The sequence below is a fragment of the Amycolatopsis thermophila genome, from assembly GCF_030814215.1.
In the GTDB taxonomy this organism is placed as follows: Bacteria; Actinomycetota; Actinomycetes; order Mycobacteriales; family Pseudonocardiaceae; genus Amycolatopsis_E; species Amycolatopsis_E thermophila.
In genome coordinates, this window is record NZ_JAUSUT010000001.1 from 2,035,690 (window position 1) to 2,048,899 (window position 13,210).

General features: G+C 72.7%; 14 protein-coding genes. 6 read left to right on the top strand and 8 right to left on the bottom strand.

The features are described 5' to 3' along the window. The first annotated feature begins 1 nt into the window (after position 1). On the top strand, positions 2-352 hold the full coding sequence (locus FB470_RS10065; RefSeq protein WP_306990623.1) for a metallopeptidase family protein: 351 nt from the start codon (positions 2-4) through the stop codon (positions 350-352). A 219-nt stretch (positions 353-571) separates the two neighbouring features. Continuing rightward, the gene (locus tag FB470_RS10070; protein ID WP_306990624.1) at positions 572-1,783 is read left to right on the top strand and encodes an MFS transporter; all 1,212 of its coding nucleotides are present in this window, start codon (positions 572-574) and stop codon (positions 1,781-1,783) included. Here FB470_RS10070 and FB470_RS10075 read toward each other — a convergent pair. Then, positions 1,770-3,344 (bottom strand): AMP-binding protein, encoded by a 1,575-nt coding sequence (locus FB470_RS10075; RefSeq protein ID WP_306990625.1) that lies wholly within the window; start codon positions 3,342-3,344, stop codon positions 1,770-1,772. The genes FB470_RS10070 and FB470_RS10075 overlap by 14 nt on opposite strands. A 96-nt stretch (positions 3,345-3,440) precedes the next feature. On the opposite strand from FB470_RS10075, the gene FB470_RS10080 reads away from it, so the two are divergent. Further along, entirely contained in the window at positions 3,441-3,845 is a 405-nt protein-coding gene (locus FB470_RS10080) for a hypothetical protein (RefSeq protein ID WP_306990626.1), read from the top strand. Between the two features lie 3 nt (positions 3,846-3,848). Here the strand turns inward: FB470_RS10080 and FB470_RS10085 are convergent, their stop codons facing one another. The 3 genes from FB470_RS10085 to pheA form a co-directional block, all read right to left on the bottom strand. After that, positions 3,849-4,475 (bottom strand): DUF4232 domain-containing protein, encoded by a 627-nt coding sequence (locus tag FB470_RS10085; RefSeq protein ID WP_306990627.1) that lies wholly within the window; start codon positions 4,473-4,475, stop codon positions 3,849-3,851. A 161-nt stretch (positions 4,476-4,636) separates the two neighbouring features. Further along, on the bottom strand, positions 4,637-5,254 hold the full coding sequence (locus tag FB470_RS10090) for a histidine phosphatase family protein (RefSeq protein ID WP_306990628.1): 618 nt from the start codon (positions 5,252-5,254) through the stop codon (positions 4,637-4,639). Next, complete coding sequence (gene pheA / locus FB470_RS10095; protein WP_306990629.1) at positions 5,251-6,165, bottom strand: prephenate dehydratase; 915 nt, start codon at positions 6,163-6,165, stop codon at positions 5,251-5,253. The genes FB470_RS10090 and pheA overlap by 4 nt, the downstream gene beginning before the upstream one ends. 97 nt (positions 6,166-6,262) lie before the next feature. Between pheA and FB470_RS10100 the strand changes: the two genes are divergently transcribed. From FB470_RS10100 to FB470_RS10110, 3 genes are all read left to right on the top strand, one after another. After that, entirely contained in the window at positions 6,263-6,877 is a 615-nt protein-coding gene (locus FB470_RS10100; protein WP_306990630.1) for a macro domain-containing protein, read from the top strand. Between the two features lie 237 nt (positions 6,878-7,114). Beyond that, positions 7,115-8,047 carry a type I pantothenate kinase gene (gene coaA, locus FB470_RS10105; protein ID WP_306990631.1) on the top strand — a complete coding sequence of 311 codons (933 nt, stop codon included), beginning with the start codon at positions 7,115-7,117 and terminating at the stop codon, positions 8,045-8,047. A 126-nt stretch (positions 8,048-8,173) separates the two neighbouring features. Further along, a complete protein-coding gene (locus FB470_RS10110) occupies positions 8,174-8,347 on the top strand; it encodes a hypothetical protein (protein WP_306990632.1) in 174 nt (57 codons plus the stop codon). 29 nt (positions 8,348-8,376) lie between these two features. Here FB470_RS10110 and FB470_RS10115 read toward each other — a convergent pair whose 3' ends face one another. The 4 genes from FB470_RS10115 to FB470_RS10130 are packed head-to-tail and all read right to left on the bottom strand — an operon-like array spanning position 8,377 to position 13,155. Next, on the bottom strand, positions 8,377-9,855 hold the full coding sequence (locus FB470_RS10115) for a hypothetical protein (protein ID WP_306990633.1): 1,479 nt from the start codon (positions 9,853-9,855) through the stop codon (positions 8,377-8,379). Positions 9,856-9,907: 52 nt separating this feature from the next. Next, entirely contained in the window at positions 9,908-10,930 is a 1,023-nt protein-coding gene (locus FB470_RS10120) for a hypothetical protein (protein ID WP_306990634.1), read from the bottom strand. Between the two features lie 6 nt (positions 10,931-10,936). Next, positions 10,937-12,115 (bottom strand): hypothetical protein, encoded by a 1,179-nt coding sequence (locus tag FB470_RS10125; RefSeq protein ID WP_306990635.1) that lies wholly within the window; start codon positions 12,113-12,115, stop codon positions 10,937-10,939. Beyond that, positions 12,112-13,155, bottom strand: coding sequence for a hypothetical protein (locus tag FB470_RS10130; protein ID WP_306990636.1), 1,044 nt, complete (start codon positions 13,153-13,155; stop codon positions 12,112-12,114). Before FB470_RS10130 ends, FB470_RS10125 begins: the two co-directional genes overlap by 4 nt. Between the last annotated feature and the right edge of the window lie 55 nt (positions 13,156-13,210).

Here is a 13,210-nt window from a genome sequence, read left to right on the forward strand (position 1 = left end):
CGTGCCGGTGGAGATGTCGGAAGCCCGGTTCGAAGAGCTCGTGGCCGACGCGCTGGACGCCGTGCCCAAGGAGCTGGCCGGCGCGATGGACAACGTGGTCGTGCTGGTGGAGGACCACAACGAGGAGGCGCCCGACATCCTGGGCCTCTACCACGGCGTCGCGCTGACCGAGCGGAGCAGCGACTACGGCGGCGTGCTCCCGGACCGGATCTCCATCTACCGGACGCCGATCCTGCGGATGTGCGAGACGGAGGACCAGGTGGTGGAGGAAGTGCTGATCACGGTGGTGCACGAAATCGCCCACCACTTCGGCATCGACGACAGCCGCCTGCACCAGCTCGGCTGGGGCTAGCAGCAAACCCCGGGGCGACCACCGGGGGTGGGCGCCACTGGCCCGCGCGGCAATTCCTCGTCAGACCCGCCCGGGTGGTTCTCGCCCCCCGCCGGCCCCCCCGCAAGGGGGCTCTTTCCCCCTCATCCGCGTGATCGACATCGCCCGCACCCGTCCCCCGTGGCAACATCGACCGCACAGGGAAACCGGGACAGCACCGAGGGTGATCATGAAGGACAGATGCCCGATCGGCGGCTGAGCTGGCTGCTGTCGGCCAATGCGGTGGGCAACCTCGCCGACGGGATCGGCAAGGTGGCCTTCCCGTTGCTGGCCGCCACCCTGACCCGCGATCCGGTCCAGATCGGCGCCCTGTCCGCGACGCAGTTCCTGCCCTGGCTGCTCTTCGGCGTGCTCGCCGGGACCCTGGCCGACCGCGTGGACCGCAAACGCGCCGTGCTCCTGGCCAACGTCTCCCGCGGGGTGGTGGTCGGCCTGACCGCCGTGCTCGTGTGCACCGGCACGCTGTCGATCTGGCTCGTCTACGTCGCCGCGCTGCTGCTGGGGGCGGCGGAGACCGTGGCGGAGAGCGCGGGCAACGCGATGATCCCGGCGCTCGCCCGGCCGGACCAGCTGGAGAGCGCGAACAGCAAGTTCCAGGCGGCGGAGATCCTCGGCCAGACGTTCCTGGGCGGCCCGGTCGGCAGTCTCACGTTCGCGGTGTTCGCCGCGTTCCCGTTCCTGCTGACCTCGGCCGGGTTCGCGATCGCGGCCGCGCTGCTGATCGGTCTCGCCGGCAGCTTCCGGCCGAGGGCGCCCGCCGAGCCGACCCGGCTGCGCACGGACCTGGCCGGCGGGCTGCGGTGGCTCGTGCGCCACCCGTTGCTGTGCCGTCTGGTGGTGATCGCCGGGCTGATCAGCTTCACCAGCGAGATGGCCCAGGCCCAGCTGGTGCTGTACGCCCTGGAGGACCTCGGGCTGAGCGACGCCGCGTTCGGGTTGTTCACGTTCGTCGGTGGCATCGGCGGGCTGGCCGGTGCCGCGGTGGCGCCCCGGCTGGTCCGTCGCGCCGGGCGGCGGCCGGTGCTCGTCGGCGGCATCTGCGCCGGTGGCGCCGGGTTCGGCCTGATGGGCGTGGTGCACCAGCCGATCGCGTCGGCCGCCCTGTTCGGCCTGTTCGCGGCCGCGGTCGTGGCGGTGAACGTGGTGCTGGCGACCGCGCGCCACACGCTGGTGCCCGGCGACCTGCTGGGCCGCGTGCTCGGCGTGTGGCGGACGGTCGTGTGGGGCGCGATCCCGCTCGGCGCCCTCGCCGGTGGCGCGCTGACGCAGGTGCTCGGCAGCGCGAGCGCGACCTTCGCGGTGTCCGGGGCCGCTCAGGTCGCGCTGGCCGCGCTGGCCGCGCTCCTGCTGGTGCGCTTCTCGCTGGACCGGGAGGCGGTCAGCTCTTCCTGAGCAGGAACCGCTGCACCTTGCCGCTCGGCGTCTTCGGCAGCTCGTCGACGAAGTGGACCTGACGCGGGTAGGCGTGCGCGGCGAACTCCGTCTTGACCAGCTGCTGCAGCTCCGCGACCAGCGCGTCCCCCGGCTCGGCGCCGGGACGCAGCACGACGAACGCGACCAGCACCTCGCCGCGCAGCTCGTCCGGCAAGCCGACGACGGCCGCCTCGGCGACGGCGTCGTGCTGCAGCAGGACGCTCTCCACCTCGAACGGCCCGATGCGGTAGCCGGCCATGAGGATCACGTCGTCGTCGCGGGAGGCGAAGGTGAAGTAGCCGTCGGCCGACTTGGTGGCGACGTCGCCGGTCAGGTACCAGCGGCCGTCCGCGGAGAACCGCTCCGCGGTGCGGTCGGGGGCGTCGCGGTAGCCGGTGAACCACATCAGCGGGCTGCCGTCCAGGTCGATGGCCACCCGGCCCTGCTCCCCGGCCGGCGCGGGCTCGTCGGCGTCGGCGCGCAGCACCTCGGCCCGCCACCCCGGCAGGGCGCGGCCCATCGACCCGCGCCTGAGCTCGCCGCGGATGTCCGGGTGCCAGCCGTTCGCGATCACCATGCCCAGCTCGGTCTGGCCGTAGTGGTCCAGGATCGGCACCCCGAACACCTTCTCGGCCCACTCGATGACGTCGGGGTTCAGCGGCTCGCCCGCGGACGAGCAGTGCCGCAGCTTCAGCCCGTCCGGCACCGGCACGTCGGCGTTGCGCAGCGCCCGGTACACGGTGGGCCCGGCGGTGAAGTTGGTGACGCCGAAGCGTTCCAGCACCGAGTAGGTCAGCTCCGGGGAGAACCCGGCGTGCAGGAGCAGGCTGCGCTGCCCGAGCGTGAGCGGGCCGATCACGGCGTAGTACAGGCCGTACGCCCAGCCCGGATCGGCGGCGTTCCAGAACACGTCGTCCGCGCGGTGGTCCAGGCCGTACTCCTGGTACATCCGGAACGCGGCCAGCGCCCGCGCGGGGATCGGCACACCCTTCGGCGCACCCGTCGTCCCCGAGGTGAACAGCTCGACGATCGTGCCGTCGCCGCCCACGGTCTCCGGTTCCGGCTGCGGTTCGGCACGCAGCAGGTCGGCGAACGCGAGGTCGTCCCCGCTCGCCTCGCCGGTGACGATCACCTGGCGCTCGCCGGGAACCTCGGCCAGCTTGGCGCGCTGCGACGGGTCCGCGACGACCACGCGCACCCCGCCGACCCGGGTCTGGATCGCGGGCGGCGCGAACGCCGTGAACAGCGGCACCTGCACCGCGCCGAGCCGCCAGATCCCGAGCACCGCGACGACGAGGTCCGCGGACTTCGCCATCAGCGTGGCCACGCGGTCACCACGGCCGATCCCGAGACCGGCCAGCGCGGTGGCGAAGCGCGCGGACGCGTCCCGCAGCTCGCCGAAGGTCAGGTCACGGCTGGTCAGGTCGGGCTCGACCACCGTGATCGCGACGTCGTCGGCCGGGTGGTCGTCGCACAGGAGCCGGGCCACGCACGCGTCGGGCCGGTCGTACCGGGACAGCAGGTCGGCAGTGCTCGTCATGAGCCGTATGTTTCCCGCCGTCGCCACCCCTTGCCACCCCCGGATGGGGGCCGATCCGCGTCTGGTGCCCGCGCCCGGCGAGTGCTGGAATGTCCTATGCGGATCAGGGATCCCGAGGAGCCGGTGGCGGCGCAGCGCCGGCTGGTGCTGGTGGGCGTCGCCGGGTTCGCGGTGGGCGCCGGGCTGATCGGGGTGCTCTGGGCGTCGACGTCGGCGGTGGACGGTCCGACCGCCGACGCGAAGGCCGCGTGCGCCGCGCTGGCCCGGGCCGATCCGCTGCCCGAGGGCCGGGTCGGCCGCGGCACGCTCGGACCGGGGGTGCTGCAGCACATCATGGCGGCCGACGCGCTCGCGGCGGCGGCCGCCGAGGTCAGTTCGACCTACAACGACCTCGCCGACCACATCGACGGCGTTCGGCGGATGGCGTTGAGCCTCAACTTCGCCGATCCGCAGGGTCAGCGCCACCTCGGACAGGCCCGCGAACTCTGCGCGACGATCTGAGCGCTACTCGCCGCTGCCCTTCTGGATGGTCTTGACGGTGAGCTGGTCACCGGGGATCTTGTCGCTCGCGCACCCGGTCGTGGACACCTCGACGAACATCGACGCCGTCTCCTGCGGCGGGTAGACCCGCAGACCGCGCACCGGCTGCGGCTGGCACGTCACCGTGTCGTAGTTCTGCACGTTCACGAAGCCGATTTCGGCGAACGCGGTGTCGCCCTTGTTCAGCGTGAACGCGCCGCCCTTCTCGCCCTGCCGCACCGCGGCGGGGCCCACCTGGTGCCCGTCCTCCCCGGCCACGTAGGAGACGCCCGGGAAACCCTGGATGACGCACGGGTGGTCACTCGTGTTGGTGAAGACCAGCGGCCGGTAGACGGTGCCGGCACCGGCGTCGCCCTGGCCGAGGGTGAGCTTGAGGTCGGCGGACTTGCACAGCGTGTCGCCGCTCTTCGTGCTGGTGGCGGCGTCCGGCCGGCTGGTCGCGGGACTCTCGGACGGCGCGCTCGACGTGGTCGCGGGCGTCGTCGGCGCGTTCGCCTGGTTGGTGTTCTCCGTGCCGGCCGTGCCACAACCCGCCACGACAGCCGCGAGCGCGGCCGCCGACACCCCCAGCCCGATCCGCAGTGCGTTCACTCGAACCACGATCTTTCCCCTCCCTGTGCTGATCGGAGCACTACCCGGAGGACGTCCGGTCCACACGCCGGGTTGCGCCGGTCACGCGATTTGCCGACCAGCCGCGGCGACATGCGGTGAAACTACAACAAGGGAGGTGGGGCCACCCGTCGAAATGTCCCCTACATGGGCATTCCGACCCAGCTCAGGCACTGCCAGCGACCGTCCAGGCCGGTCTCCAGCTCCACGATGCCGGTGTTCGGGATCAGGCCCTGGTCGGCCAGCTCGGGCCGCACGTTCGGGGCCAGCCACTCCGCGCCGAGCCGGATCAGCCCGCCGTGGCTGACCAGCACCACGACTCCCGTCGACCGGGTGAAGTCGTGCCTGCGGGTGAGGTCGCGGATCGCCGTGGTGAACCGGTCCCGGGCCTGCTCGCCCGTCTCGCCGCCGGGCATCGGCACGTGCAGCTCCCCGCGCGTCCACGCCCGGACGACGGACATGTACTGCTCGATGGCCGCCTGGTCGTTGCGGCCCTCCAGATCGCCGACCACGATCTCGTGCACGCCCTCGACCCGCTCGACCGGCAGGTCCAGTGCTTCCGCCAGCGGCGCGGCGGTCTGCTGCGCGCGGGTCGCGTGTGAGGCGTAGACGGCCTGCACCGGTTCGGTCGCGAGCTTCTCGGCCAGCTGCCGCGCCTGCTCGCGCCCCAGTTCGGTGAGCGGCGGACCGGGCAGCGCCGTGTCCAGTTTCTTCGCGACGTTGGCCGGGGTCTGCCCGTGCCGGACCAGGTACAGCTTCACGCCTGCTCTCCTCTCTGCACCGCGGCGACCCAGCCGGCGGCGTCGGTGAAGTCCTCGTTGCGCGCGTCCGGTTCGACGGTGGCCGGCACGCCGTCGGCGCGCGCGAACGAGCCCAGGAACCGGACATCACGGCACCGGCGGCGCAGCGCGGCGAGCGCGTCGGCGATCCGCGGCTCCGCGACGTGCCCCTCGAAGTCGATGAAGAACCGGTACTCGCCGAAGTTCTGCTTGTTGGGGCGGGCGTCCAGGCGCGTCAGGTTGATGCCGCGGGTCGCCAGTTCGGTGAGCAGGTCGGCGAGGGTGCCGGTGCGGTTGGCGGCCGCGGCGACGAGCGACGTGCGGTCGGCGCCGGTGGGTTCGGGCAGTGCCACCGGGGGTTTGCGCAGCAACAGGAAGCGGGTGCGGGCGTCTCGCACGTCGGCGACCTCGGTCGCCAGCACCTTGAGCGGATAGTGTTCGACGGCAACCGGTGCCGTCACCGCGGCGTCGAACTCGCCCGCCTGCACGGCGACCGCGGCCGCCGCGGTCGATCCGGCGGCCACGGCGCGCGCTCCGGGGAGGTTCGCTTCGAGCCAGTGGCGCACCTGGGCCAGGGCGTGCGGATGGCTCGCCACAGTACGGATTTCGCCGACGTCCTCGCGGGTGAGGACGCTGAAATGCACCGGTAGCAAGGCTTCCGCAACACCGATCAACGGGTCGTGCTCGGCGAGGCCGTCCAGCGTCGCGGGAACCGCGCCCTCGACGGAGTTTTCGACCGGCACGCACGCCGCGTCGGCCCGTCCCGTGCGCACGGCGTCGAGCGCCTGCGGGATCGTTTCGGCGGCGAGGAGTTCGTCCCCGGCGGTGGTGAGCGTGCGGGCGGCCTGCTCGGTGAACGTCCCGACCGGCCCGAAGTATGCGATCCGTGACACGCGGACAGGCTACGCACCGCGCGGGATGCTGGTCTGTTCAGGCATTCGAGTGGGCCACGCGGTTACGTGCGGTCCCGTTTTTTGGCATGGTGTAGGGGTGACTGCCGAATCGGGCACCCAACCCACCGGCAAGCGAACGGAGGACCAGGTCGCTCCCGCAACTCCCGCCCTGGTGCTGTGTGCCGTCGACGAACCACTCGCCCGCGCATGGCGATCCGTTGTGGACACCATGACGGGATCCGTGCGCGTGCACCGGGGTTCGGTGCTGGACGTGGTGGCCGACGCCGTGGTGAGCCCGGCGAACTCCTTCGGCTGGATGCGCGGCGGGATCGACGCGGTCTACGCGCGGGCGTTCCCGGCGGTGGAGCAGAACGTGCGCAGCACGATCCTCGCCTACCACGGCGGAGAACTCCCCGTGGGCGACGCGGTGGTCGTGCCGACGGGCGAACCGGCCCCCGCGTGGCTGATCAGCGCACCGACGATGCGCGAACCGGGCGAACGCCTGCCCGCCGACACGGTGCACCCCTACCTCGCGGCTCGGGCGGTGTTCCTGCAGTGGCGGGACGGAATCCTCGAGCAGGGCGTGGCGGTGCGATCGGTCATCGAGACGATCGCGATGCCCGGCCTGGGCACCGGCGTGGGCGGCGTGACCCCGGAGACGTGCGCGCGCCAGGTGGCGGCCGCGTGGGAGGAGGTCTTCCGGCGGAAGTGAGCGGAACTTCCCGGAGGTAGCGCACCTTGACCGGCGTTCACCCCGGTCCTTGACCGCCGTTCAGCGACGACGTGCTGCGCGGGCCGTCCCCCACCGCGGCCGGGGGCGGGAAACCCCCTGGCCGGGTGTGCGTGTAGAAGGTCACAGCGCATTCACGCGCGGTAAGCCCTACCGTTGAAGCTGCGTTACGGAGATGTCGACGCCAGCCAAGCCCAGCGACGGGCAAGGAGTGTGGGAATGCCACGGGTACGTGAGCTCAGCCCGTACGTCGAGCTCCATCGGGAGCAGTGGCGGGAACTGCGTCGCAGCACCCCGCTGCCACTGACCGCCGAGGAGTTGCGCCGGCTGCGGGGGCTTGGGGAGCAGATCGACCTCACCGAGGTCGCCGAGGTCTACCTTCCGCTGTCCCGCCTGATCAACCTGCAGGTCGCGGCCCGGCAGCGGCTGTACGAGGCCACGACGACCTTCCTCGGCGAGGACTGCCGCGGCACGAAGGTGCCCTTCGTGATCGGCATCGCCGGCAGTGTCGCGGTCGGCAAGTCGACCACGGCCCGCATCCTGCGCACCCTGCTGGCCCGCTGGCCCGACCACCCGCGCGTCGACCTGGTCACCACCGACGGGTTCCTCTACCCGAAGGCCGAGCTGGTCCGCCGCGGCATCATGCACCGCAAGGGCTTCCCGGAGAGCTACGACCGCCGCGCGCTGCTGCGGTTCGTCTCCGACGTCAAGTCCGGCGCCGATGCCGTCAGCGCGCCGGTGTACTCGCACCTGGCCTACGACATCCTGCCCGGCGAGGAGCAGGTCGTGCGGCGGCCGGACATCCTCATCATCGAGGGCCTGAACGTCCTGCAGCCCGGCCCGAGCCTGACCGTGTCCGACCTGTTCGACTTCTCCATCTACGTCGACGCGCACATCGAGGACATCGAGCGCTGGTACGTCGAGCGGTTCCTGAAGCTGCGCAGCACGGCCTTCGCCGACCCGGCGTCGCACTTCCACCACTTCGCGACCCTGGACGACGTCGAGGCCCGCGGCGAGGCGCGGCACCTGTGGCGCACGATCAACGAGCCGAACCTGGTGGAGAACATCCTGCCGACCCGGCCGCGGGCGACGCTCGTGCTCCGAAAGGACCCGGACCACAGCATCAACCGGGTGCGCCTGCGCAAACTGTAGGCGCCTCCTCGGCCGAATGGCTGAGTCCGCCACCCGAGCGGTAACCGGTTGGCCGATACCGCGCGCACCTCGCAAACCGCACCCTGGTTACAGGAAATACGCCCTGACCAGGGAGGAGGCACGCCGATGCTCGGGATCATCGCCACGTGGATCGGTGCCGTGCTGGGGATCACGGTGCTGCTGGTGATGGCGTTCGGTGCGTTCGTCCTCGATTTCGAAGACGCCCTCGCCGAGCACCGCCGCAGCCGTCGCCGCCGGATCGACGCCGTCGTCCCGGACAGCCCAGCCGCGGTCCCCTGACCCTCCGTGACGGGCGCCGCCGGCCCCGGTCAGTCCTCCGGCCCGGCGTCCAGCTCGTCGAGCGCCGCGGTGTAGTCGTCGAGGTCGAACTCCAGTTCGTCGTCCTCGGTGTAGGTCAGGTGCTCCTCGAGCACCGCCGTCAGCTCGGCCAGCACCTCGTCCCGCTCCAGGCCGGCCTCGGTCAGTCGCTGCGCCGCCGCCCAGGCCTCGGCCGGCTCGCCGTCCCACAGCTGGTCGACGACCGTGGTCAGCGCGACCGCCCGCAGTTCGGAGTCGTCGTCGCCCTCGAACTCCGCCGCGAACTCGGCCAGCACCAGCATGCGGCGCTCCTCGGGGTCGGACGGGTCGAGCTCGACCTCGTCGTCCTCGGTCTCCACCGTCAGCGACGGCAGCGCGAACTGGCGGCGTTCGAGCAGGTCCTGGACGTCCTCCGGGGTCAGGTCCTCCGAACCGGCCAGGTAGGCGTCCAATGAGGATTCCGAATCCGGCTCGCGGTCGTCCAGCCGGTCCTCCACCGCCTCGACCAGTGCGGTGAGGGCGTCCTCGGGCAGGCCGTCGCGGTCGCCGAACACCCGCGCCCACACCGGCAGCAACTCGGCCATCGCCGCGTCCTGCTCCCCGGTCAGCTCGATCTGCCCGTCGTCCACGAAATCCACAAAGGACTCCAGCTTGGCCGGGCCGACGCGCAGCGGGCGGTGCGGGTCGTGCTCCATGCCGAACTCGATCAGCCGCAGCGCGACCACCCGGGCGTCCTCGGTGTCGCCGATCTCGTCGCCGGCGGCGGCGAAGAACGAGTCGATGACCTCGGCCTGCTCCTCGACCGACAGCGGCTCCGGCTCCTCGGCCTCCGCCGGCTCGGGCAGGGTGCGCAGCCGGGCCAGCGCGAGCGCCCGGAACCGGACGAAGTCCTCGCCCACCTCGGGCTCGGCCTGCCACTCGGTGCCGGCGAACGCGTCGGCGATGACCTCGTGCGCGGTCTCCGCACTGATCTCTTCGCTGGTCACGGCGCCTTCGACGCCCCGCAGCTCCGCCAGCACGTCCCGCGGCGACTCGACGATCGCCGCGTCGGTGACCCAGCCGCCGAAGCTGCCGTAGTTGATCGACACGACCAGCCCGTGGTCGCCGAACGACACCAGCACCGAGCTCTCGTCGCCGTAGACGTCGGTGGTGCGCCAGCACTCGCCCGGGGTGGCCCGGTTCAGCCGGGACGCCCACGCCGGCTCGGGGAGTCCGAACTTCTCCAGCGCCAGTCCCGCCGCCTCGCGCTGGTCCTCGTCGGTGGCCAGGACCCGCAGTGCGGCCAGCGGCGCCACCAGGCGCTCCGGCTCCGGCGTGGACGCGGCGAGGTCGATGAGACCGGCCGCGAGGTCGTCGTCGGCCTCCCACCACTCGCCGAGGATCTCGGAGGTGACCAGCTCGACGCGGGTCGGATCGGCGTCGTTCCCCAGCTCGGCGAAGGCGTTCAGGACCTCGTCGAAGGGGGTCTCCAGCTGCGGCACCTCGGTCATGAGGCCCATAGTGGCACCAGCGGCGCCCCGCCCCGCGCGCGGGACCGGCGTTTCACTCCTTGGGCAGCGCGATGCGGGCGTTGCGGATTTCGGTGATCAACCGGACCTTCCGGCGGTGGGTCGCGACCAGTTCGGCGAGGTAGGGCGCGAACTCCGAGGGGCGGCCGACCGTGCGGTACAGGGTGCGTAGCCGGCGCAGCGTGCGGGCGGCCTCGCGGTAGTGCTCGACGGTCTTGCGGCCGATCAGCTCCTCGACGTGCCGGCGGTGGACCTCCAGCAGCTCGGCGGCCTCGTCGCAGCGGCCGGCCGCGGCCAGGGCCCCGATCAGCTCGTCGGCACGTTCCGGCGTCGGCTCGCGCTCGAACTCCGCCCGCTGCAGGCCGAGCACGTCGTCGGCCAGCTCGGTCGCGGCCGGGTCCTGCTTGAGCGCCCGTGCCGCGTAGGTGATCGCCTCGCTCGTGCGGCCCGCCGCCCGCAGGACGCGCACGATCCGCAGGCTCGCCTCCATCCGCGGCAGCTGCCGGGACAGGATCGCGACCAGGCCGTCCACGTCACCCGAGATCTCCACGAGCTGCTCGTGCAGCCGCTCGGCGACGGCCCGCGTCGCCGAGTCGCGCCGCGCCTTGTCGACGTGGGACCGCAGGTGGGCCAGCCCGGTCTCGCCCAGCGCGGCGGCGAAGTCGGGCAGCTCGATGCCCGGCCCGTCGAAGGCGAACCCGGCCAGCCAGTCGGCCAGCTCGACGGGGTCCGGCGGCCGCGCCGCGCAGGCCCGCGCGTACAGGCCGAGCGCGCGCCGCAGCTCCGGGCCGTCGCCCTCGTCCCGGCTGATGCGCTCCACCGTGCGGCGGGCGAGCGGGGCCACGTCGGCGCGGGTGCCGGAATCGAGCAGGCGCTGCACGGTGTCCAGCACCGGGCCGACCGCGCTGGGTTCGGGGTCCCGGCCAGGCGTCCCGGCGCGCTCCTCGAGACGGCTCCGCAGCTCCGGATCGCGCTCGGCCTGCTCGTACAGCAACCCGGCGAGCGTCTCGGGATCGAGGGACTTCAGGTACGCGCGGAGATCCGTCACCCCGCACATCCTGGCCTACTCGCGGCGCAAGGCGATCGGGGCCACACCCTCCGCTTCATGATCGAAATCGGCGTCTTCCTCGGCGAGCAGGTCGCGGAACTCCTCGACGACCTCGTCCAGCTCCTCCAGCAGCCGGTCGATCGCCGCCGGCCGCAGACCCGACCGGGCGCCCGCCCACCGCGCCCACGACGGCAGGACCTCCGGCAACTTCTCGAGGAAGTCCGGCGGGAAGCCCTCGGTGTTGAGCACGTCCTCGAGCAGGAGGTCGAACTTGCCCGGTCCCACCCGCAGCGGACGGCCGAAGTCGTCGTCGCAGCCGTAGTCCACGACGAACCGGACGCAGTCGGTGAACCAGCGGTCGTCGCGCGGCCCGCCGGCCTCGTCGAGGAACGCACGGACCAGCTCGTCCCGTTCGGCCTCGCTGTAGGCCCTCGGTTCCTCGGGTGGCTCGGCCGGCGGCATCACGCGCAGCCGGGCAGCCAGCAGGGCGCGCAACGGGGTGAGCGGGTCCTCGGCCAGGCCGTCCGGCAGCAGCGCGGCGGCGTGGTCGTTGACCGCCACGGCGTCCTCCAGGATCCGGCGGGCGCGGGGCAGCGGGATCTGCCCGGTCACCATCACCTCGCTGGCCTCGGCTCCGGCGCGCATGCCCGCCAGCAGGGCGTCGGGCTCGTCGGTGAGGTAGACGTCGCCCATCCCGCCGCCGCTGAACTCGACCTCCGCGACGATCCCGTGGTCGTGTCCGGCCCGGTCGCACCGCAACAGCAGGGTGGCGCCGTCGCCGAACACGTCGGCCTGCTGCCAGCACCCGGTGACGGTCAGCTCGCGGAGGGCCCCGGCCCACGGCGGCTCCGGCATGGCGGTGAACGCGTCGGCCGCCGCGGCGGCGCGGTCGCGCTGCTCCTCGGTCAGGGCGAGGTGCTGCACCATGCGCAGCAGGGCGCGGGAGGCGGGGCTGGGCTTGCGGGCGGCGTCGTCGATCAGCGGGACCACGACGTCGCGCCCGGCGTCGAAGGGCTGCCAGAAGTCGCCGAGGATGGTCGAGGCGATCAGCTCGACCTCGATCGGGTCCCGCTCGGCGAGCGCGTCCTCGGCGTCGGCGAGCACGGTCTTGAGGAGCTGCCTGCGCTCCTCGGACACACCGGATCGCTTCTTGGTCTTCCTCGTGGGCTTGCGCCCCCGGCTGACCGGGCTCATGCGCCCATGGTGGCAGCTTTCCGGCCGGAAACCACCCTGGGCACCGCGATCCGCGCGTTGCGGACTTCGACCAGCAGGCGGGTCTTGCGCCTGTGGGTATCGACGAGGTCGGCCAGGTACGCGCCGAACTCGGGCACCCGGTCCGCGCGCCGGTGCAGGGTGCGCAGCTCGCGCAGCCGCTGCGCCGCCTCGCGGTAGGCATCGGGGTCGCGCAGCTGGATGAGCTCCTCGACATGCCGCCGGTAGACGGGGATGGCCTCGGCCGGGTCGCACTCGGCGAGGCGGGCCAGCGCGTCGTCCCGTTCGGCCGGCCAGCGGTCCAGCTCCTCGGCCGCGGCGCGCAGCGCGTGGTAGGTGTCCGCGGACGGGTTGCGGCGGAATTCGGCCCGGCGCAGGGCGAGCACACCTTCGCGCGGGTGGACGACGGTGCGCGCGGCGTGCGCGATGGCTTCGCCGTGGCGCCCGGCCGAGCGCAGCAGGCGGACGATCCGCAGGGTGGTGGCCGGGGTGGGCGGCTGGGCGGTGAGGCTCGCCAGCAGCGTGTCGACGTCGCCGGTGACCTCGGCGAGCTGTTCGGTGAGACGGCGGGTGGTCTCGGTGGGCGGCTTGGTGTCGAGCGCGGCCCGGAGGTGCTCGAGGCCCTCCTCGCCGAGGGCGGCGGCGAAGTCGGCGAGGTTGATCTCCGGCCAGCCGGGGCGGTCGAACTGGGTTTCCAGGATCCAGCCGGCGAGCTCGCGCGGGTCCGGGCGGTGGACGGCGCAGGCGCGGGCGTAGAGGCCGATCGCGCGGCGCAGTTCGGCGCCGGTGGCGCCGCCGTCGGCCATGCGGCGGGCGAGCGGGGTCAGGTCGGCCCGGGTGCCCGCGTCGAGGAGTCGTTGCAGGGTGTCGAGGACCGGCCCGACCGTGCCGTGCGCGACCGCGCGCAGTTCGAGCTCGTGCCGCAACCGAGGGTCACGGCCGGCCTGGTCGAGCAGGAGCTCGGCCAGCGTCTCCGCATCGAGAGTGCGCAGGTAGGCACGCAGATCCGGGGCCGTGGTCATGCGAACAATCCTGCCGCACCCGAAGGGAGGAGATCGTCACCCGTGAGCGTCGACT

Bases quoted from the DNA above. Each gene is read 5' to 3' on its own strand.
- FB470_RS10080 (WP_306990626.1), top strand. From the start codon at position 3,441: ATGCGGATCAGGGATCCCGAGGAGCCGGTGGCGGCGCAGCGCCGGCTG.
- FB470_RS10110 (WP_306990632.1), top strand. From the start codon at position 8,174: ATGCTCGGGATCATCGCCACGTGGATCGGTGCCGTGCTGGGGATCACG.
- FB470_RS10125 (WP_306990635.1), bottom strand. From the start codon at position 12,115: ATGAGCCCGGTCAGCCGGGGGCGCAAGCCCACGAGGAAGACCAAGAAG.
- coaA (WP_306990631.1), top strand. From the start codon at position 7,115: ATGCCACGGGTACGTGAGCTCAGCCCGTACGTCGAGCTCCATCGGGAG.
- FB470_RS10115 (WP_306990633.1), bottom strand. From the start codon at position 9,855: ATGACCGAGGTGCCGCAGCTGGAGACCCCCTTCGACGAGGTCCTGAAC.
- FB470_RS10070 (WP_306990624.1), top strand. From the start codon at position 572: ATGCCCGATCGGCGGCTGAGCTGGCTGCTGTCGGCCAATGCGGTGGGC.
- FB470_RS10120 (WP_306990634.1), bottom strand. From the start codon at position 10,930: ATGTGCGGGGTGACGGATCTCCGCGCGTACCTGAAGTCCCTCGATCCC.
- FB470_RS10130 (WP_306990636.1), bottom strand. From the start codon at position 13,155: ATGACCACGGCCCCGGATCTGCGTGCCTACCTGCGCACTCTCGATGCG.
- FB470_RS10075 (WP_306990625.1), bottom strand. From the start codon at position 3,344: ATGACGAGCACTGCCGACCTGCTGTCCCGGTACGACCGGCCCGACGCG.